This window comes from Roseibium sp. RP-7, from assembly GCF_053005225.1.
Genome location: NZ_JBRKQA010000001.1, coordinates 2,135,670 through 2,154,140 on the forward strand (window position 1 = coordinate 2,135,670; position 18,471 = coordinate 2,154,140).

An 18,471-nucleotide genomic window follows, 5' to 3' on the forward strand; every position below is an offset into this window, starting at 1 on the left:
ACATCGTCCCGCACATATTTGGGCGCGGGATGCCTCATTCAACGCTGCACCTCAAGCGGTGCCCGTTACTGCCCCAGTCTCGGTTAGTGTCCCTGGTTTATGTCCAAGGCCTGTTAGTTACTATCCGTCGTCAGCTGTTCAAGTCCCTGACGTTCTGAATCGCTGTAGGCCGGTTCATCAGTCGGGGTTGCTCCCCCTCCGGCCTGGTTGTTCTGCCGGATCTTGTCCAGGATCGCCTTTTCCGGGTCTTCTGGCAGCACAGCCACCAGCCGTTCACCGATAGACAGCAGGATCGGCCGCGACTTGGCTGTCTTGACCCAGTTCGGCTGCTGTTCCGGCTGGACGAACCAGTTGAAGAACATCATCGCGACGACGACCAGCAGCAGACCGCGCACAGCTCCGAACACGAACCCGAGGGTCCGGTCGAGGGCGCCGATCCGGCTGTCGAGCACGAAATCGGAAATCCGCATGGTGATATAGCTGACAACAAGCAGCGTGACCAGAAAGACTGCCGCGGCAGATACGCCCATGGCAACCAGGTCATGGTTGATATACTGCTTGGTGTAAGGAAGAACCCGTTCGTACAGCAGGAATGCCGCAGCTGCCGCAGCCACCCAGGAAACGATGGAAAGAACTTCCCTGACAAATCCGCGGATCATCGCAAGGACCGCCGAGATGAACATGATGACCAAGAGCAGTCCGTCCAGCAGCGTTATCGGCATGTTCCTGAAAAATCCTCTGTCTGGCGCTCTTTCAAGAGCTTAAACTTTTTGCCCAAACCCGTCACCATCTTGCGTCAGGTCTGCCCCGTAGCACTAGCCTCCGCCGAAAGTTTGGCAACAAAGTCCCCAAGTTCCGGCACGCCTGTCGTCCTGAACGAAGACACGGTGCCGTCCTTGAGATTGCCCTCCGGACAGTAAGCCTGATCGAAGCCGAGTTTCTCGGCTTCTTTCAGTCTGGAAGGGGCTTGGGCGACCGGCCTGATTGCCCCCGACAGGCTGACTTCGCCGAAATAGACGCAATTGGCCGGAAGGGCAAGTCCGCTGAGTGAGGAGATTAACGCTGCTGCCACGGCAAGATCGGCTCCAGGCTCGTTGATCTTGAGACCACCGGCGACGTTCAGATAGACATCATGTTGTGAAAAGCGGACGCCGCACCGTGCCTCAAGCACGGCCAGGATCATGGAAAGCCGCGCGCTGTCCCAGCCAATGACGGCCCTGCGCGGTGTTCCCAGCGAAGACTGCGCCACCAGCGCCTGGATCTCGATCAGGAGAGGTCTTGAGCCTTCCAGACCGGCGAAAACGGCTGCGCCGGGCGCGGACGTGTTTCTGTCTCCCAGGAACAGGGCGGAAGGATTGGGGACTTCCTGCAGCCCCTTTCCCGTCATTTCGAAAACGCCGATTTCATCCGTCGCGCCGAAGCGGTTCTTGACCGAGCGCAGGATACGATACTGGTGAGCGCCGTCGCCCTCGAAATAGAGCACCGCGTCGACCATGTGCTCGACCACGCGCGGACCGGCAATCTGCCCGTCCTTGGTCACATGGCCGACAAGAACAAGGGTGGTGCCGTTCTTCTTGGCATAACGCACCATCGCCTGGGCGGACGCACGCACCTGCGTCACGGTGCCGGGAGGAGATTCCACCTGGTCTGTCCAGAGCGTCTGAATGGAGTCGAGGATGAGAAGGGCCGGCGCCGTGTCGGATTCCAGCGTCGCCAGAATGTCTTCAACGCTTGTTTCCGCAGCCAGTGCCACGGGGGCCTGGGCGAGACCCAGCCTTTCGGCCCGGAGCCGAACCTGTCCAATGGCTTCTTCGCCCGAAATATAGACGGTCTTGTGCCCGAGGTTGGCCAGTTGCGCAGCCGCCTGGATCAGCAATGTGGATTTGCCGATACCGGGGTCGCCGCCAACTAGCAGGGCGGACCCTCGTACGAAGCCGCCGCCGGTCACCCGGTCAAGTTCAGGCACCTTCGTCTGAATGCGCGGGGCTTCCTTGGCATCGCCGGAAAGGCCGACAAGGGGAATGACACGGCCCTTGCTGCGGGAAGCCCTGCCGGGGCCGCCACCGACGCCGCCGCCGGTCTGCTCCTCCACGATGGTGTTCCATTCACCGCAGCTTTCACAACGGCCAACCCACTTGGCGGTAACCGCGCCGCAGGACTGGCAGACGAAGGATGTGGAGCGCCGTGCCATGCAAATTGCCTTTCGCTCTCGGCTTCGGTCAGGTCAAGGGCGCATAGACGCGCTCAAACCGACGTCCGAGGCTTGTCAGATATTCGTAGTCGATGGTTTCCGCATAAGCGGCAAGATCGGAAGCTGCAACACCTGGCCCCAGCATTTCCACAAACGCGCCGCGCTGAAGCAGGTGTTCAGGCACATCCGTCACGTCGAGCGTGATCATGTCCATTGAAATCCGGCCGAGGATCGGCGCCTTGTAACCGCCGATCAGCCCGAAGCCACCCGGGCGGTCGTCCGTGGAGCCGGCACGACGGATCATGCCATCGGCATAACCGGCGGCCACGACGGCATTGCGCAAAGGGCGCTTTGCGGTTTGTTTCGCGCCATAGCCGATCGTATCGCCCTGTGGAACGTCGCGCACAATCATGATGCGTGCTTCCACCTTGGCAACTGGTTTCATCGGGTTGGGCTCGGTTTCGATAGCCTGTCCGCCGTAAAGCGCGATCCCGGGACGGACAAGGTCGAAGTGGTAGTCCGGGCCAAGCAGCACCCCGGCTGAATTTGCCAATGACCGCGGAATGTGAGGGAAGGGGGCGGTTGTCTCTGTAAACAGCTTGAGTTGCCGCCGGTTCATGTCGTGGTCGGGCGTCGAGCCACAGGCAAGATGGCTCATCACCAGCGATGGCTGGAACGGCCCCAGAACGGCGTTGTCACCCAGAGCGCGGGTGAGTTCAGCCGGAGACAGGCCCAAACGGTGGATGCCGGTATCGACATGGACAGCGGCAGCATTGTTCTTGCCCGACGCCTTGCAGACTTCCGCCCATTCCAGGAGTTCTTCCAGACTGCCGAGGACGGGACGGATGTCATGGGTCAGAAAGTGGTCGGCCGTTCCCGGAAACAGCCCGTCGAGCACGTAGATGACGGCGTCCGGAAGACTTGCGCGCAACGTCAGGGCCTCGGTCGGCACCGCGACGAAAAACGTCCTGCATCCCGCCTGGTAGAGGGCTGCAGCGGTTTTGTCCTGTCCGGTTCCATAGGCATCGGCCTTAAGAACGGCAGCGCAATCGGTGCTGTCGCTTACCTTGCCTTTCAGCAAGGACCAGTTCGAGACGATCGCATCGAGGTCGATCGTCAGTCGTCCGCCGTAAAGATTGGATGGGAAAGCTTGTTCAATCGTCGCAGGCACGGTCCGGATATCTCTCCAGTCAGAATCAATGTCTGAAATTCGAGAGTGAGCTTATCGCATCGAGGCGCATTTGCACCAACGGCCAAACCGCCAAAACCGTGACCAAGTGAAGCGCACTGCAGCGCTCCCCCCGGGAAGTGCGCTGAAGAGCGGAAGCTCAATCCATATAGAGGAATTCGACGCCGGCTTCGCCGGAGCGCACCCACCGAATTTCACCGTAAAACCGCAATTTCCGGCTTTCGATTTCGATGGTGATACGCTGATGCCGTTCAAGACCCTTGGTGTTGGTCGCAACGCGGCAACCACCCACGCTGATGTCTTCGACCACGCAGGGGCGATGGGTCGCGTCCTGCTTCAACAGGCCGGACCACTTGCATCTTTTGCGCGGAAAGATGCGAGCTTCTTCGAGGAGTTTTTGTGCCGACGAATACAAGATGCGGTCACCTGGAAAAGATTTTAGGCGAAATTCTTTCTACTTAAAGTAAGTGAGGAGTTTTAACAGTGGCTTAATCGTGAGCGACGGCGTGTCCATTGCCAAATGCCGCAAGTGAGCCGCAGACGAGAGCTTGAACGCGGCATCAGGCGGCAATCGGGGCACCTTGTCTCAAGGACCGTCCAAAATCGCGAAGACGCCTGTTATTCGTAGCGTTCGGGCAGGTGATCTTCTTCGGCAAGATCGGAGAAGCGGGTGTACTGGCCTTCGAAGTGCAGGTTCGCCGTACCGGTCGGGCCGTGACGCTGCTTGGCGATGATGACTTCTGCCTTGCCTTTGAGCCGCTCCATATCCCGTTGCCAGTTTTCGTGTTCGACAGTTCCGAATTCCGGCTCGGTCTTGGACAGGTAATATTCTTCACGGAACACGAACAGGATCACGTCGGCGTCCTGCTCGATGGAGCCTGATTCACGCAGATCCGACATCATCGGTCGTTTGTCGTCACGCGATTCCACCTGACGGGAGAGCTGTGACAGCGCGATGATCGGGACGTGAAGTTCCTTCGCAAGCGCCTTCAGACCCGTTGTGATTTCGGTGATTTCCTGAACGCGGTTGCCGGAGTTCTTGTTCGAGCCCGACAAGAGCTGGATATAGTCGACCACAAGCAGGTCGAGACCGCGCTGACGCTTAAGACGCCGCGCCTTGGCAACCAGCGAGGCGATGGAAATACCACCGGTCTGGTCCACATGAAGCGGGACGGCCTGCATGGTCTGGGCACAGGCGGCCAGCTTCTCGAATTCCGCTTCGGTGATATCGCCGCGGCGAATTTTCGAGGACGAGATTTCCGCCTGTTCGGAAATGATACGGGTGGCCAGCTGTTCGGCCGACATTTCCAGAGAGAAGAAGCCGACAACGCCGCCGTTCACGGTCTTGATCGAGCCGTCGGGCTGTTCTTCGGACTTGTAGGACTGGGCGATGTTGTAGGCGATGTTGGTTGCCAGGGAGGTCTTGCCCATCGCGGGACGACCGGCAAGCACGATCAAGTCCGAATGCTGCAGACCACCCATCAAACGGTCCAGTTCGCGCAGGCCTGTGGAAATACCGGAAAGGGCACCTTCGCGGTTATAGGCGGCGTGCGCCATCTCGATGGTTTCGGTCAGGGCGTCGCCAAACGCGACGAACCCGCCTTCGCTGCGGCCGGTTTCTGCAAGTTCGAACAGGCGGCGCTCGGCATCATCGATCTGCTGGGAGGGGGGCACATCGATCGGGGCGTCGAAGGCGATATTGACCATGTCCTCGCCGATGCGGATCAGATTGCGACGGATCGCCAGGTCATAGATGGTCCGGCCGTAGTCTTCGGCGTTGATGATCGAGGCGGCATCACCAGCCAGGCGCAGAAGAAACTGGGTCGCGGACAGATCCGCAATCTTCGCGTTGGCGGGATAGAAGGTCTTCAGCGTGATCGGCGACGCGGTTTTGCCGGCGCGGATCAGATGGCTGATCTTCTCGTAGATGTCCTGGTGAGCAGGCACGAAAAAATGATGTGGTTCCAGAAAGTCTGAGACCCGGTAGAACGTCTCGTTGTTAACGAGAATCGCTCCCAGAAGCTGACGTTCCGCCTCGGCATTGTGTGGTGCCAAGCGCTGGATGTCTTCTTCCGTTTCGACCTTCTGTAGCGTGCCCTTCATAACGACCCCCGTTGACCCAAGTTCATTGGGAATACTCTGTGACGGGGGAGGGCTCAAGGTTCAAAAATGGCTGATTTCGATTCCCACCGGCTTGGACAAATCAGCGGGGAAAGAATCGAATCCAGCTTGACTCTGAACTCGATTGAAGACTCAAGGGCCTACCTCTTAGTTATTGAAATTTATGATATTTTCGAGAAGATTAATAGCTGGTTAATGAATTTTCGAGCAGTTTCAAGGCCTTAAACCGGAAACTGAAAAGCCAGGATTAGGCGTGGCTTGCCATCATTCCAAAAAGTTGCCGGCAAACAAAAAAACGGCGCTGAAGCCAGCGCCGTTTTCTAAAGTCCACAAGGGAAGCGAAGTGCTTAGGCTTCTTCTTCCGCTGCTTCTTCGGAAGCTTCTGCACCTTCTTCGGTGTCTTCTGCTTCTTCGTCTTCTTCGAATTCGAAGACGTCCATTTCCGGCGTGGAGAGATCTTCGCCGGCAGCCTGACGGACAGCTTCGTCTTCAGAGCGGGCGACGTTGACGCTGATGGCGACTTCGACTTCCGGGTGCAGCTGGATCAGAACGCTGTGCAGACCGATCGTCTTGATCGGGTTGCGCAGTTCAACCTGGCTGCGGGAAACGGAGAAGCCGGCATTGGTCAGGCCGTCAGCAATATCGCGCGTGGAAACGGAGCCGTAGAGCTGGCCGGTTTCGCCAGCGGAACGGATCATCACCAGGGATTCGCCGTCGAGCTTGGAGGCAACGCCTTCAGCTTCGTTCTTGCGCTCAAGGTTACGAGCTTCGAGCTGAACGCGCTCACGCTCAAAACGCTCGAGGTTCGACTTGTTGGCGCGCAGTGCCTTGCCCTGCGGCAGCAGGAAGTTACGGGCATAGCCGTCGCGTACGCGAACGGTGTCGCCCATCTGGCCGAGCTTGGCGATACGCTCAAGAAGGATAACTTGCATGTCATTTCTCCTACTGTCCCACCCGTTGAGGATGGTTAGAGGCCGTTTGCCCGCGGCCCCAATTCGGGTCTTCCGGGAAGCCCCGAAAGAAACGTCTCAAGATTTTCGAGAAACGCTTAGCTGATCACGAACGGCAGCAGGCCGAGCAGGCGGGCGCGCTTGATCGCACGGGCCAGTTCACGCTGCTTCTTCGCGGAAACCGCGGTGATGCGGCTCGGAACAATCTTGCCGCGCTCGGAAATGTAGCGCTGCAGCAGACGGATGTCCTTGTAATCGATCTTCGGCGCGTTGGTGCCGGAGAACGGGCAGGTCTTCCGGCGACGGAAGAACGGACGGCGGCTCGGGAGCTGTGCAATATCAACCATCAATCTTACTCCCCTTCTGCGCGGCGCGGAGCGCGCTCACCGCGGTCGCCACCGCGTCCACCGCGGTCACCGCCGCGATCGCCACCACCAAAGCGGCCACCACGATCGCCACCACGGCGGTCGTCACGGTCGCGCTTCTGCATCATTGCAGACGGCTCTTCGTCGAGTTCATCGACCTTGAAGGTCATGAAACGCAGAACGTCTTCGCTCAGACCCATCTGACGTTCCATCTCGGCAACCGCGGCGTGCGGAGCGTTGATGTTCATGAGGGTGTAGTGAGCCTTGCGGTTCTTCTTGATGCGGTATGCGAGGGAACGCAGACCCCAGTTTTCCACCTTGCCGATAGTACCCCCAGCGCCTTCGATGAGGCCCTTGTACTGTTCGACGAGTTGTTCGACCTGCTGGGCCGAAACGTCCTGGCGAGCCAGGAATACGTGCTCGTAAAGAGGCATGGAAATAGCCTTTCTTCGTGTTGACAACGCGGGATCGGCGCAGAGCCTCCTCGTAGCCCCGGAAAGGCACGAGAATTCTAACGAGAGCGGGAACACGGGAAGTCGGATCCGATCAAGGATCCTGGCGTCATGCCCTTCCGTTCAGCCCCCGGCCAAACCCCGGATGAAGCGCGCTCTATACTCTGTTTTGCGGAAATTGCAAGCAGCATACGCCCGAAAGGATCGAAAATCTGGAGAAGATACGAACGCTCCCGATTTGGAAGATTGCCTGACTGTCTATATATATATCGAGTTCCCGAAGCAGGTAAGGGGAGGACCGGTTTCGCGCGCAAGACAATGCCCATCGGGTTGCCGGGCATTTCAGGGATAATCAGGACAAAGGAAAACCGGCAAAACCGCCCGAAAAGCGGAAATGATTGCCCTGTGGGCCTTGACAGTTTGGTCAAGACCGTATCATAGCCTCGCGCCAAGTTCGATTTCAGCCTGCACGGGCTGTCTTCTCCGCTTTCTAATAAGCCGTCGACCTTTCGCGATAAGAACAACAAGGTCCGCTCACGAGTCACGGAGGCGTTTCCAGATGACCATTGCATTCACATTTCCCGGCCAGGGCAGTCAGGGCGTTGGAATGGGCAAAGCCCTTGCCGATGCGTTCCCGGAAGCAAAAGCCGTTTTCGACGAAGTCGACGAGGCGCTTGGCCAGAAGCTGTCCGATGTCATGTGGACTGGTCCGGAAGAAACGCTGACGCTGACAGCAAATGCTCAGCCTGCACTTATGGCGGTCAGCCTTGCGACCATGCGCGTTCTGGAAGCCCGCGGCCTCGACCTTGCCGGCAGTGTTTCCTTTGTCGCAGGACATTCGCTTGGTGAATATTCCGCGCTGGCTGCTGCCGGCAGCCTGGATATTGCGACCGCTGCAAAGCTCCTGCGCGTGCGCGGAGATGCCATGCAGGATGCGGTTCCGGCCGGTCAGGGCGCAATGGCTGCGTTGCTCGGGCTGGAGTTTGATGTTGCCGCGGAAGTGGCCGAGGCTGCCGCACAGGGCGAAGTCTGCCAGGCCGCGAACGACAATGCGCCGGGGCAGGTGGTTGTTTCCGGGCATCTGGCCGCCGTCGAGCGCGCCGTCGAGATTGCCAAGGCCAGGGGCGCGCGCCGTGCGGTGATGCTGCCGGTCAGCGCGCCGTTCCATTGTTCCCTGATGGGCCCGGCTGCCGACAAGATGGCCGAAGCTCTGGCGAATGCCGAAATCCGCTCTCCTGTCGTGCCGCTGGTCGCAAACGTGCTGGCGCGCCCGATCACTGACGCAAATGAAATTCGCGATCGTCTTGTTCAGCAGGTGACCGGTACCGTGCGTTGGCGCGAAAGCATCACCTGGCTTGCCGACAACGGTGTCGACACCTTTGTCGAGGTTGGGACGGGTAAGGTGCTGACCGGCATGGTCAAGCGGATCGCAAAGGAAGCCACCGGCATGGCGGTCAATTCTCCGGAAGACATCGACGCCCTTATGGAAAAGATCTCCGGATAAGGCTTATATCGGCCAAGGCGACGATTTGGTCCGCCGCGGACCCAAACAGGAACAATGGAAGGATCCCGAATGTTCAGCTTGGAAGGGAAAAACGCGCTTGTCACCGGTGCCACCGGTGGGATCGGCGAAGCAATCGCCCGGTCGCTCCATGCACAGGGCGCAACCGTCTCCTTGTCCGGCACGCGGGCTGAAAAGCTGGAAGCGCTTGCTGCTGATCTCGGCGAACGCGCCTATGTGACGCCGGCCAATCTGTCCGACCGCGCGGCTGTTGATGCCTTGTTGCCCTCGGCTGAAGAGAAAATGGGCTCTGTCGACATCCTGGTGAACAATGCCGGGATCACGCGCGACAACATCTTCATGCGCATGAAGGATGAAGAGTGGGATCAGGTTCTGGAAGTGAACCTGTCGTCTGGTTTCCGTCTGTGCCGCGCCGCAATCAAGGGCATGATGAAGCGTCGGTCCGGCCGCATCGTCGGCATCACGTCCGTCGTCGGTGTCACCGGAAACCCCGGTCAGGTCAATTATGCGGCAGCCAAGGCCGGCATGATCGGCATGTACAAGTCACTTGCCCGGGAAGTCGCCAGCCGCAACATCACGGTCAATACGATTGCGCCCGGTTTCATCGAAACGGCAATGACCGATGCGCTGAACGACAAGCAAAAAGAATCGATTTTGACGAGCGTGCCTGCAGGGCGTTTGGGCACTTCCGCAGAGATTGCCGCAGCCGCCGTCTACCTGGCCAGCGATGAAGCCGCTTACGTGACCGGGCAGACCCTGCACGTTAATGGCGGCATGGCTATGATTTAAAAGGAATTTTTGCCGAGCAGGCAAAAAGAATCCGGGCCGCTCACAAGCGGTCTGGATCGGCTGGTAAAGGTCAACAAAGTGTGTTACCAACCCGCCGATTGTTTCGAATTGCACAGTTGGCCAAATAAACTGGCCTGGTGTGCGGCGACATCTTAAAGACCGCGAGTTCGCGCCACCGCTTGTTTGCAAACCGGATGGGGGCAGTTTCGCGAGTGACGAATAGATGAAAACTAAGGAAGTGAAAGATGAGCGATATCGCGGATCGGGTAAAGAAAATCGTCGTTGAGCACCTCGGCGTAGATGCTGACAAAGTTGTTGAAGGTGCAAGCTTCATCGACGACCTGGGCGCAGACAGCCTTGACACGGTCGAGCTGGTCATGGCGTTCGAAGAAGAATTCGGCGTAGAAATCCCGGACACCGCAGCAGAAACCATCCTGACCGTTGGCGATGCTGTCAAATTCCTGGAAGCCAACAAGTAAGGGTAACCCCCTTCTTGTGAATGTTTGAAGATCGGGCCGGCGGGGCGAAACCCCGCCTGGCCCTTCCAACGTAAGTGCGGGTGTATGAGGCGAGTTGTCGTAACTGGGTTGGGCATGGTGACGCCGCTTGGCTGTGGTGTCGATGTCACTTGGAAAAAGATCCTTGAAGGACAGAGCGGGGCCAACAAGGTCACGAATTTCAAAGTTGACGATCTGGCTTGCCAGATCGCATGTCAGATCCCGCGTGACTCGTCCGTTGAAGGCGCGTTCAATCCGGATGACTGGATGGACGTCAAGGAACAGCGCAAGGTCGATGATTTCATCGTCTACGCGATGGCAGCTGCCGATCAGGCGATGGCCGATTCCGGCTACAAGGCCGAGACTTACGAACAACAGGTGCGCTCTGGCGTTTTGATCGGCTCCGGCATCGGTGGTCTTCAGGGCATCGAGCAGGGCGCCAATCTGCTGGCCGAAAAAGGCCCGCGCCGCATTTCTCCGTTTTTCATTCCTGGCCGTCTGATCAACCTTGCCGGCGGGTATGTCTCGATCCGTCACAGCCTGAAGGGCCCGAACCACGCTGTCGTGACGGCGTGTTCGACCGGCGCGCACGCCATTGGCGATGCATCGCGGTTGATTGCCTTCGGTGATGCGGATGTCATGGTTGCCGGCGGTACGGAATCTCCGGTCTGTCGTCTTGCACTCGCGGGCTTTGCTGCCTGCCGTGCGCTTTCCACGGCTTTCAACGACACTCCCGAAAAAGGTTCCCGCCCTTACGACGTCGCCCGCGACGGCTTTGTGATGGGCGAAGGTGCCGGTGTCGTCGTGCTCGAAGAATACGAGCATGCAGTTCGCCGCGGCGCAAAGATCTACGGTGAGATCATCGGTTACGGCTTGTCCGGCGATGCTTATCACATCACCGCTCCGTCCTCTGATGGCGATGGTGCCTACCGTTGCATGGAAGCTGCGCTGAAGCGCGCCCAGGTCACGCCGGCCGACATCGACTATGTGAATGCTCATGGAACTTCGACGCCGCTTGGCGACGAGATCGAACTTGGCGCTGTCACCCGGCTTGCGGGAGAACATGCCGCCGATCTGACAATGTCGTCGACCAAGTCTTCCATCGGTCACCTTCTCGGTGCTGCTGGTGCGGTCGAGGCCATTTTCTCGGTTCTGGCCATGCGTGACGGTATGGCTCCGCCGACGATCAACCTCGATAACCCGTCTGTCGAGACGGTTATCGACTTGGTGCCGCACAAGCCGAAGAAGCTGGATATCAATGTCGCCCTTTCGAACTCGTTCGGCTTCGGCGGCACAAATGCCTCGCTTGTCTTCCGCAAAGTTGCCGCATAACCCATTCAAGTTCTTCAGGCCGGTCCGATTCTCTCGGGCCGGCCTGAAACTTTGATTGTGACAACTGGTCCGTTTGAGCCTAAGTCAGGGATTTGGGGGCTCAATCTTGGAGGTGCGACCCAATATGCGCATTAAGCCCAAAAGCCCGCGTGAAGCCTTGCAGCCGGAACCGGCGCCTGCGCCTCCGCAACGCTCCAGGCACGTACGCAACCCCTTCGTCATTCTGATCAACATGGTCATCACATTGACCGTGTTCGGACTTGCCGCGTTCGGGGGCGCGCTTTATTTCGGCAAACAGAAATTCGAGGAAAAGGGCCCGCTGCAGAAAGACGCCACCGTGGTGATTTCTTCAGGTGCCGGGCTTTCCGGTATTACCGACAGGCTTTCAGGGCAGGGCGTCATCAGTGACAATCTGCTGGACGAGTGGATCTTCAACCTGGGCATCCGCTTCTACAAGAACGCCACCAAACTGAAAGCCGGTGAATACGCTTTTGCGCCTGGCGTCTCCATGCAGGAGATCATGACCGATCTGGTGGAAGGCAATGCCGTCACCCATTCGGTAACGATCCCGGAAGGCTGGACCACCGCCCAGATCATCGAGCGCGTGCGCGAGCACCCAGTGCTTGTAGGCGAGATTACCGAAGTTCCGGAAGAAGGTGCACTGCTTCCCGAAACCTATACCTTTGCACGCGGTGCCTCGCGCCAGGAAGTTCTCAACCAGATGAAAGCGGCGCAGTCCAAGCTGCTGAGCGAAATCTGGGGACGCCGGACGGAAGGCCTGCCGGTCGAAACGCCGGAAGACCTGGTTATTCTCGCGTCGATCGTGGAAAAGGAAACAGCCCTGGCAGACGAGCGACCGCGTGTCGCCGGTGTTTTCGTGAACCGTCTCAACAAGAACATGCGCCTGCAGTCCGACCCTACGATCCTTTACGGTCTTTATGGCGGTGAAGCGTGGCTCAAGGACCGCTCGGCAATCAAGCAATCCGAGCTGAAGGCGGACAACAAGTACAACACCTACCAGATCGACGGCTTGCCGCCAGGACCGATCGGTAATCCGGGCCGCGCGGCCATGGAAGCGGTCGCCAATCCTTCCCGCACGCAGGATCTCTATTTCGTGGCCGACGGAACCGGTGGCCACATCTTTGCCGAGACCTACGAGCAGCACCAGGCAAACGTCCGCAAGTGGCGTCAGGTGGAAAGAGACCGTCGCCAGGCGGAGCAGAACCAGGAAACGCAGCCAGCCACATCCAATTGACAGGAGCCCGCCTTTGCGGCGGGCCGGTGGCGGCACATTCGCAAAGGGGGGCACATGGCACTTGCCAGCATGACGGGCTTTGCACGGGCCCTTGGAGAATCCGGACCGGTTCGCTGGACCTGGGAACTGAGATCTGTCAACGGCAAGTCCCTTGACCTTCGTATCCGCATCCCGACGGGGTTGGAGACGCTTGAACCGAAGATCCGCGAGCGTTGCGGCAAGCTTCTTCGGCGCGGAAATGTTTCCGTCGGGCTCTCCATGCAGAGAGACCAGTCCGAACAGCAGCTCCAGGTCAATGAATCGGCTCTTGAAGCTGTCCTTGCGACAATCGATCTCCTCAAGAACCGGGTACCTGATCTTGCTCCGCCGTCGCTTGACGCCATTCTGGCGCAAAAAGGCGTCTTTGAGCTCAAGGAGCCCGAAGAAGACGAAGCGGTTCAGGCAGCGCTTCACAACACTCTTCTGACGACCCTGGATGCTGCGCTGATTGACCTTGTCGACATGCGCCACAGCGAGGGGCAGGCAATTGGCAGGGTGGTACGAGATCAGATCGACAGGATCGCCGAACTGACCCAGGCCGCCGAGGATCTGCCTGCGCGCAAACCGGACGCCATAAAGGCACGGCTGAAGCGACAGCTCGCAGAGCTGATGGATGCCTCGGACGGTCAACTGGATCCGCAGCGCGTGCATCAGGAAGCTGTCTTCCTGGCGACCAAGGCTGACATCCGTGAGGAGCTGGATCGCCTGCATGCCCATGTGGCAGCCGTGCGTGAATTGATGGACACCGGTGGAGCAATCGGAAGGCGCCTGGATTTCCTGGCTCAGGAATTTAACCGGGAAGCCAACACTTTGTGTTCAAAGTCCAACGACGTGGACCTGACAGCCATTGGGCTGGATCTGAAGTCCGTTATCGATCAAATGCGTGAGCAGATACAGAATCTGGAGTGAGCCACATGACCGACGCACCTGCCGGTACCTCAACGGGAACCACTGTCAGTGCGGAGCAGGCCGAGCAGCAGCGCCGTGGCCTGATGCTGGTGCTGTCGTCACCGTCCGGAGCCGGAAAGTCGACGATCGCGCGCCTCCTGCTGCAGAACGAAGACAATCTTGCCCTGTCGATCTCCGTGACCACGCGGCCACGCAGGTCCAGCGAAGTTGACGGCGTGCACTACCACTTCATTGATGCCGGCAGGTTCGAGCAGATGCGCGAGCACGATGAGCTGCTGGAGTGGGCCGAGGTGCATGGCAACTACTACGCCACACCGCGTGGACCGGTCGAAAATGCTATTGAAAATGGCAAGGACATCCTGTTCGACATCGATATTCAGGGAACCTTCCAGCTCTATGAAAAGATGCGTGACGATGTCGTTTCCATCTTCATTTTGCCGCCGTCCATCGCGGAAATGAAATCACGGCTGAAGCGGCGTGCTGAAGATGAGGACACTGTTATCCTCAAGCGGATGAAGACTGCGGTCGGTGAAATGCGCCACTGGTCGAAATACGATTATGTTGTGGTGAATGACGATCTGGAACGCGCTTACGAAAACGTTCGTGCAATCCTGAAAGCAGAAAGACTGAAGCAGTTCCGCTCGCCGAAAATCGGTCCGCTCATTCAGGGCATGGTCGATGATCTGGAAAACGAGTTGGCCGAAAAATCCTGACGTCTCAAGCGCTGCCTAAACTGGCCATTCAGCGTCAATCGAAGCTAGGAAGACGAAGAACCTGCACCTGCGACATGAGTTGTATCCATTTGCTCTGCTCGAGAGGCTGTTTCTGAAAACCTTTGCCGAAAGAGCTTGGCGACGCGATCCTTGACCTCCGACAGCATCGGGTGGAAACGCAGTCTTTCGTGAAAGCTCATCCATGACTCTCCCTGAGCGAGTGGGGTAGCCGTCAGGCGTGTCAGCCCCTCCGTTTCCGCGATCCAGTCTGGTAGAACGCCCATGGCGTGCCCGGCGTTCAGAATATTGCAGAGCGATACGGAATTGTTGACGGCGTAGCGGCATGTCTTGCCCAGCAGAATTGCGTTGAGCAACTGCGAGGACTTGAGCCGCGCCCGGCTGCCGCAATATCCCGCCCAGATCTGTTCCTGCCAGGTCGAAGGGTCAACAGCGTCCGGTCGCTTTCGGCAGTAGTCCTTTGAGGCGTAGACGTGAAACTGGATCTCACCCAGTTTCTGGACAATCAGGTGCGGATGTTTAGGCTGTCTGTTCCCGATGGCGATGTCGGCGGAGTTCCGGCTGAGATCCCAGAAGGCATCGTCCGCGAAAAATTCTATTCGAACACCGTCAAGACCATCGGTTATCTGCTCGACGTGCCGTGTCAGGTAATGCTGCCCCCATTCACCGAGCGTGATCCTGCAGACCTGCTCTTTTGAACCGACCTTTTCCAGATCAACCGCGCGCCTGAAGTCCGCCGCTCCGCGTGCCATGGATCTGGCAATCTTGATCAAACGTCGGCCGCCACCCGTCAGTTCGTAGCCGGTCTGGCGTCGATCGAACAATTGTACGTCCAACTGTTCTTCTAACCGCGCAATATGGCGGCCGACGGTTGGTTGGGACAGGCAAAGAACCTGGGCGGCCTTGCTGAGGCTCTGATTTTCGGCAACAGCAAGAAAGACGCGTACGGCATCCCAGTCAAAATCGGTTTCATTCATTTTTGAATGATATCATGCAACATCATTCAATTACATTCAGAAAAGGTTCTGACATCTTCTGCCCGTCATCAGCGGGAGATGAGACAATGGTCAGCTTTTTAAGGGGCCTGTTTTCAAGAAAACGAAACGTTTGGTACACCGGTCCGGACAAGGCTGACCGAAGAAACCAAATGCCGGATTGGATGATGCGGGATCTCGGGTTGGATAACCCGGACAACCTGAAAGCCGTTCAGGTGGGCAAGTGCCGTAAACCGGAACTTTCCATCATCCTGCCAGTCGTCAAACTGCCTGAGCGGCCCTGAACGTGTTGGCAAGTTCAACGAACCCTGCGATGTCGATTTCTTCGGCACGGGCCGTCGGCTTCAACCCGGCCTTCGTAACGAGGTCTTCTGCGTCCGGCGTCAGTGACTTGAGGCTGGCACGCAGCATCTTGCGTCTCTGGCCAAAGGCCGCAGCGGTAATCTTTTCAAGGGCTTTCAGGTCGCAGGGCAGGGGCGAAGGATTTGGCGTCAGATGAACCACAGCCGACGTCACTTTCGGGGGCGGCGTGAACGCCTTTGGGCTGATGTCGAACAGGATCCCGCCCTTGCAGCGCCAGCCTGCCAGAACTGCAAGCCTGCCATAGGCCTTGGACGCGGGAGGCGCGCTGATCCGCTCACCGACTTCCTTCTGGAACATCAGCGTCAGTGACGACCAGAATGGCGGCCACTGCGGTGTCGTGATCCAATTGATAAGCAGCTGGGTGCCAACGTTGTAAGGCAGGTTCGCGGCAATGCGGACCTTGTCTCCTCCAGTCAGGGCCACCGGATCGATTTCAAGGGCATCGCCTTCGATGACTTCCAGGCGCCCCGGATAGTGTGCCGAGATTTCGGCAAGAGCCGGCAGGCAGCGGCTGTCCTTTTCAATCGCGATCACCCGCTTCGCTCCTGCGGCCAGCAGGGCACGTGTCAGCCCACCGGGACCAGGGCCGACTTCCAGAACGGTGCAATCTTCAAGACTGCCAGCAGATCGGGCGATGCGAGAGGTGAGATTGAGATCGAGAAGGAAGTTCTGTCCCAGCGACTTTTTCGCATTGAGACCATGAGCGGCGATGACGTCGCGCAACGGGGGCAGGTCGTCTATCTGAGCCATTGATCGCTGTCGCCCTAGAACCGCTCGGGGTTGGCAAGCACATCCGCCATGCGCAAGGACGCAGCGAAACTGTCGACCCGGGCGGTGCCGGTTCCAGCCAGGTTGTATGCCGTGCCATGGTCGGGAGAGGTGCGCACGAAAGGCAGACCCAGCGTGACATTGACGCTCTCGTCGAAACCGATGGTCTTCGCCGGTATCAACACCTGGTCGTGGTACATGCCAAGCACGCAGTCATAATGCTGCCGTGCGGGCGGGTGGAACAGAGTGTCGGCTGGATGCGGACCTGTAGCCTCGATACCCATCGCTCGCAGGCGAGAAATGGCTGGCTCGATAATGTCGCGGTCTTCTGTTCCCATCGAGCCGTTTTCACCCGCATGAGGGTTCAGCCCGCAAATCGCCAATCGCGGCGACGTGTAGCCAAACCTGGTCTTGAGGTCGCGTGCGGTAATTTCCGCAGTCTCAACGATAAGTTCAGTCGTGAGAGATGTCGGAACATCGCGAATTGGAATGTGAATGGTGACGGGAACCACCATCAACTCCGGTCCGGCAATCATCATCACGGGTTTTGCCGGTTCTCCGGGCCAGTGCATCTCTGCAAGGGAGCCCAGATATTCCGTATGCCCGGGGAAGGCGAAGCCGGTTCGGTAAAGCGCAGCCTTGTTGATCGGACTGGTCACGAGAGCGCAGGCATGGCCGGACTTTATATCGTCGACACACCCTTCAATAGCAGCAACAACGGAAGCTGCCGTTTCAGGTGCTTCCACACCCGGCTGGTCGGGTAGGGCCGGCCCGGTCTGTACAACGGGCAAAGCTTTGGTGAAAGTCGCAACAGCCTCGTCCTGCGCTACCAGCCTGAGCCGCGCGTTCAGGCCCATTTTCTGTGCACGTTCCTGCAGCAGGGCTTCATCACCGCGAATGTAGAATGGCGGCAATCCGAGAGCTTTGCGATTAGCCCATGCAATCAGAGCCAGGTCCGGGCCGATCCCGGCAGGTTCTCCCATACTGACGGCGATCGGCTTCTGGTTGGAGCGCATGTAGGATCAGCGATAAATGATGGTGGAACGACGGCGGATTTCCAGGAGATACCGACGGGACTGGCTTTCGCCTTCCTTCTGTCGCAGCTCGTTTTCAAGTTCCGTGCGAACGGCTATGTCCGAGGCGATTTCGCGTTTTCCGCAAACCGCGATCATTTCGTAACCGACGGGCGTGGTGGACGGTTTCGTCAACTTGCCCGGTGTCATTTTTTCGATTTCGGCGCGCATGTTTTCCGGCAGCTCGGTTTCGAGCCGGCGTCCGATAGGCTGCACAACCACTTCGCTGTATTTGCCAAGAATGGCGCCGGATTCATCGCAGCCGTTGAAAGCAGCCCGGATCTGGTTGCTCTCGTTCTTGCGCTTGGACTTGAAACCACCGGAGGAGTTCTTCGGTACCACGACAATGACCCTTTTGAGGTCATATTCCACGGACTTCTGACGGTCTTCCTCGTCGGTCTTCTTCAGGGCCGCGATCACGTCGGACTCATCCACTTCGATCCGGCCACTGAAACGGGACCGCAACACCTGGTTCCAGGCAAGCTGCGCCTTGAGGCGTTCCTTCAAGGTATCCGGCTGAACACCGCCACTGCGAAGCGCCTTGGAAAGCTGGGCCGGAGACATCTTCACATTGCGGGCAATGTTGTTGAAAGCGTTGTCGACTTCCGACTGGCTGACGTCAACGCCGACACGTTCGGCTTCGGCAAGTTTGACCTGGTCATCGACCAGTTCCTCTTCCGCCTGCTTTTTGGCGATGGATGCGGACTTGCGCTGGGTCATTGTAATCAGCCGGGCGCGTTGGCTGATGTCGTAGTCGGTAATCGGCACATCGTTGACGATGATCTTGATCGCTGCATGGGAAGGCGTTGCCAGCGGCGCTGCCAGGATCAAAGCTAGTCCAAAGAATACCGGAACGATACGAAGTCGCATTGAATAACCATCCGTGCTGGCTTGAGGCCAAACCGAAGTTCGTTGTTTTATGACATGATG

The 18,471-nt window shown here is 58.3% G+C and carries 20 protein-coding genes; 8 read left to right on the forward strand and 12 right to left on the reverse strand.

All coding sequences use genetic code 11. From position 1 onward, the window contains the following. Positions 1 to 113: 113 nt before the first annotated feature. The 8 genes from ACVDG9_RS09730 to rpsF all read right to left on the reverse strand — a co-directional run bounded on the left by ACVDG9_RS09730 (position 114) and on the right by rpsF (position 7,250). The gene (locus ACVDG9_RS09730) at positions 114 to 722 is read right to left on the reverse strand and encodes a CvpA family protein (protein WP_023003958.1); all 609 of its coding nucleotides are present in this window, start codon (positions 720 to 722) and stop codon (positions 114 to 116) included. Between the two features lie 74 nt (positions 723 to 796). Continuing rightward, positions 797 to 2,191 carry a DNA repair protein RadA gene (radA, locus tag ACVDG9_RS09735; protein WP_062489055.1) on the reverse strand — a complete coding sequence of 465 codons (1,395 nt, stop codon included), beginning with the start codon at positions 2,189 to 2,191 and terminating at the stop codon, positions 797 to 799. A 28-nt stretch (positions 2,192 to 2,219) separates the two neighbouring features. Further along, the gene (gene alr, locus ACVDG9_RS09740; protein WP_447237856.1) at positions 2,220 to 3,362 is read right to left on the reverse strand and encodes an alanine racemase; all 1,143 of its coding nucleotides are present in this window, start codon (positions 3,360 to 3,362) and stop codon (positions 2,220 to 2,222) included. 157 nt (positions 3,363 to 3,519) lie between these two features. Then, positions 3,520 to 3,795 (reverse strand): PilZ domain-containing protein, encoded by a 276-nt coding sequence (locus tag ACVDG9_RS09745; RefSeq protein ID WP_023003961.1) that lies wholly within the window; start codon positions 3,793 to 3,795, stop codon positions 3,520 to 3,522. A 203-nt stretch (positions 3,796 to 3,998) separates the two neighbouring features. Further along, positions 3,999 to 5,483, reverse strand: a complete 1,485-nt coding sequence (locus tag ACVDG9_RS09750) for a replicative DNA helicase (protein ID WP_023003962.1) — start codon at positions 5,481 to 5,483, stop codon at positions 3,999 to 4,001. Between the two features lie 365 nt (positions 5,484 to 5,848). Further along, positions 5,849 to 6,433, reverse strand: a complete 585-nt coding sequence (gene rplI, locus ACVDG9_RS09755; RefSeq protein WP_023003963.1) for a 50S ribosomal protein L9 — start codon at positions 6,431 to 6,433, stop codon at positions 5,849 to 5,851. A gap of 116 nt (positions 6,434 to 6,549) precedes the next feature. Further along, positions 6,550 to 6,798, reverse strand: a complete 249-nt coding sequence (rpsR, locus tag ACVDG9_RS09760; RefSeq protein ID WP_023003964.1) for a 30S ribosomal protein S18 — start codon at positions 6,796 to 6,798, stop codon at positions 6,550 to 6,552. 5 nt (positions 6,799 to 6,803) lie between these two features. Beyond that, positions 6,804 to 7,250 carry a 30S ribosomal protein S6 gene (rpsF, locus tag ACVDG9_RS09765; RefSeq protein ID WP_023003965.1) on the reverse strand — a complete coding sequence of 149 codons (447 nt, stop codon included), beginning with the start codon at positions 7,248 to 7,250 and terminating at the stop codon, positions 6,804 to 6,806. 577 nt (positions 7,251 to 7,827) lie between these two features. Here rpsF and fabD point away from each other — a divergent pair. The 7 genes from fabD to gmk all read left to right on the forward strand — a co-directional run bounded on the left by fabD (position 7,828) and on the right by gmk (position 14,324). Then, a complete protein-coding gene (fabD, locus tag ACVDG9_RS09770) occupies positions 7,828 to 8,772 on the forward strand; it encodes an ACP S-malonyltransferase (RefSeq protein ID WP_023003966.1) in 945 nt (314 codons plus the stop codon). 69 nt (positions 8,773 to 8,841) lie between these two features. Beyond that, the gene (gene fabG, locus ACVDG9_RS09775; protein WP_447237857.1) at positions 8,842 to 9,579 is read left to right on the forward strand and encodes a 3-oxoacyl-[acyl-carrier-protein] reductase; all 738 of its coding nucleotides are present in this window, start codon (positions 8,842 to 8,844) and stop codon (positions 9,577 to 9,579) included. 245 nt (positions 9,580 to 9,824) lie between these two features. Continuing rightward, complete coding sequence (locus tag ACVDG9_RS09780; RefSeq protein WP_006931822.1) at positions 9,825 to 10,058, forward strand: acyl carrier protein; 234 nt, start codon at positions 9,825 to 9,827, stop codon at positions 10,056 to 10,058. 84 nt (positions 10,059 to 10,142) lie between these two features. After that, positions 10,143 to 11,408, forward strand: coding sequence for a beta-ketoacyl-ACP synthase II (fabF, locus tag ACVDG9_RS09785; RefSeq protein WP_031270725.1), 1,266 nt, complete (start codon positions 10,143 to 10,145; stop codon positions 11,406 to 11,408). A gap of 124 nt (positions 11,409 to 11,532) precedes the next feature. Further along, complete coding sequence (gene mltG / locus ACVDG9_RS09790) at positions 11,533 to 12,663, forward strand: endolytic transglycosylase MltG (protein ID WP_023003969.1); 1,131 nt, start codon at positions 11,533 to 11,535, stop codon at positions 12,661 to 12,663. A 54-nt stretch (positions 12,664 to 12,717) separates the two neighbouring features. Next, on the forward strand, positions 12,718 to 13,611 hold the full coding sequence (locus ACVDG9_RS09795) for a YicC/YloC family endoribonuclease (protein ID WP_075281552.1): 894 nt from the start codon (positions 12,718 to 12,720) through the stop codon (positions 13,609 to 13,611). 5 nt (positions 13,612 to 13,616) lie between these two features. Further along, complete coding sequence (gene gmk / locus ACVDG9_RS09800) at positions 13,617 to 14,324, forward strand: guanylate kinase (protein WP_023003971.1); 708 nt, start codon at positions 13,617 to 13,619, stop codon at positions 14,322 to 14,324. Positions 14,325 to 14,368: 44 nt separating this feature from the next. On the opposite strand, the gene ACVDG9_RS09805 is transcribed toward gmk, so the two are convergent. Further along, on the reverse strand, positions 14,369 to 15,319 hold the full coding sequence (locus ACVDG9_RS09805) for a LysR family transcriptional regulator (RefSeq protein ID WP_447237858.1): 951 nt from the start codon (positions 15,317 to 15,319) through the stop codon (positions 14,369 to 14,371). Positions 15,320 to 15,333: 14 nt separating this feature from the next. Between ACVDG9_RS09805 and ACVDG9_RS09810 the strand changes: the two genes are divergently transcribed. Continuing rightward, complete coding sequence (locus ACVDG9_RS09810; protein WP_447237859.1) at positions 15,334 to 15,621, forward strand: hypothetical protein; 288 nt, start codon at positions 15,334 to 15,336, stop codon at positions 15,619 to 15,621. On the opposite strand, the gene rsmA is transcribed toward ACVDG9_RS09810, so the two are convergent. From rsmA to ACVDG9_RS09825, 3 genes are read right to left on the reverse strand one after another with little or no spacing between them, the layout of a single operon-like run. Beyond that, positions 15,599 to 16,450, reverse strand: coding sequence for a 16S rRNA (adenine(1518)-N(6)/adenine(1519)-N(6))-dimethyltransferase RsmA (rsmA, locus tag ACVDG9_RS09815; protein WP_152506942.1), 852 nt, complete (start codon positions 16,448 to 16,450; stop codon positions 15,599 to 15,601). The two genes, ACVDG9_RS09810 and rsmA, sit on opposite strands and share 23 nt — an antisense overlap. A 14-nt stretch (positions 16,451 to 16,464) precedes the next feature. Further along, positions 16,465 to 17,484 carry a 4-hydroxythreonine-4-phosphate dehydrogenase PdxA gene (gene pdxA, locus ACVDG9_RS09820; protein WP_447237860.1) on the reverse strand — a complete coding sequence of 340 codons (1,020 nt, stop codon included), beginning with the start codon at positions 17,482 to 17,484 and terminating at the stop codon, positions 16,465 to 16,467. Between the two features lie 6 nt (positions 17,485 to 17,490). After that, complete coding sequence (locus ACVDG9_RS09825) at positions 17,491 to 18,411, reverse strand: peptidylprolyl isomerase (RefSeq protein WP_075281556.1); 921 nt, start codon at positions 18,409 to 18,411, stop codon at positions 17,491 to 17,493. Positions 18,412 to 18,471: the final 60 nt, after the last annotated feature.

What these genes read in the sequence shown, in the direction of transcription:
- gmk (WP_023003971.1), top strand. Translation starts at nt 13,617, where the DNA reads ATGACCGACGCACCTGCCGGTACCTCAACGGGAACCACTGTCAGTGCG.
- ACVDG9_RS09805 (WP_447237858.1), bottom strand. Translation starts at nt 15,319, where the DNA reads ATGAATGAAACCGATTTTGACTGGGATGCCGTACGCGTCTTTCTTGCT.
- ACVDG9_RS09795 (WP_075281552.1), top strand. Translation starts at nt 12,718, where the DNA reads ATGGCACTTGCCAGCATGACGGGCTTTGCACGGGCCCTTGGAGAATCC.
- ACVDG9_RS09750 (WP_023003962.1), bottom strand. Translation starts at nt 5,483, where the DNA reads ATGAAGGGCACGCTACAGAAGGTCGAAACGGAAGAAGACATCCAGCGC.
- radA (WP_062489055.1), bottom strand. Translation starts at nt 2,191, where the DNA reads ATGGCACGGCGCTCCACATCCTTCGTCTGCCAGTCCTGCGGCGCGGTT.
- pdxA (WP_447237860.1), bottom strand. Translation starts at nt 17,484, where the DNA reads ATGCGCTCCAACCAGAAGCCGATCGCCGTCAGTATGGGAGAACCTGCC.
- rsmA (WP_152506942.1), bottom strand. Translation starts at nt 16,450, where the DNA reads ATGGCTCAGATAGACGACCTGCCCCCGTTGCGCGACGTCATCGCCGCT.
- rplI (WP_023003963.1), bottom strand. Translation starts at nt 6,433, where the DNA reads ATGCAAGTTATCCTTCTTGAGCGTATCGCCAAGCTCGGCCAGATGGGC.
- ACVDG9_RS09825 (WP_075281556.1), bottom strand. Translation starts at nt 18,411, where the DNA reads ATGCGACTTCGTATCGTTCCGGTATTCTTTGGACTAGCTTTGATCCTG.
- rpsF (WP_023003965.1), bottom strand. Translation starts at nt 7,250, where the DNA reads ATGCCTCTTTACGAGCACGTATTCCTGGCTCGCCAGGACGTTTCGGCC.
- fabF (WP_031270725.1), top strand. Translation starts at nt 10,143, where the DNA reads ATGAGGCGAGTTGTCGTAACTGGGTTGGGCATGGTGACGCCGCTTGGC.
- rpsR (WP_023003964.1), bottom strand. Translation starts at nt 6,798, where the DNA reads ATGGTTGATATTGCACAGCTCCCGAGCCGCCGTCCGTTCTTCCGTCGC.
- ACVDG9_RS09810 (WP_447237859.1), top strand. Translation starts at nt 15,334, where the DNA reads ATGCAACATCATTCAATTACATTCAGAAAAGGTTCTGACATCTTCTGC.
- fabD (WP_023003966.1), top strand. Translation starts at nt 7,828, where the DNA reads ATGACCATTGCATTCACATTTCCCGGCCAGGGCAGTCAGGGCGTTGGA.
- fabG (WP_447237857.1), top strand. Translation starts at nt 8,842, where the DNA reads ATGTTCAGCTTGGAAGGGAAAAACGCGCTTGTCACCGGTGCCACCGGT.
- ACVDG9_RS09780 (WP_006931822.1), top strand. Translation starts at nt 9,825, where the DNA reads ATGAGCGATATCGCGGATCGGGTAAAGAAAATCGTCGTTGAGCACCTC.
- mltG (WP_023003969.1), top strand. Translation starts at nt 11,533, where the DNA reads ATGCGCATTAAGCCCAAAAGCCCGCGTGAAGCCTTGCAGCCGGAACCG.
- ACVDG9_RS09730 (WP_023003958.1), bottom strand. Translation starts at nt 722, where the DNA reads ATGCCGATAACGCTGCTGGACGGACTGCTCTTGGTCATCATGTTCATC.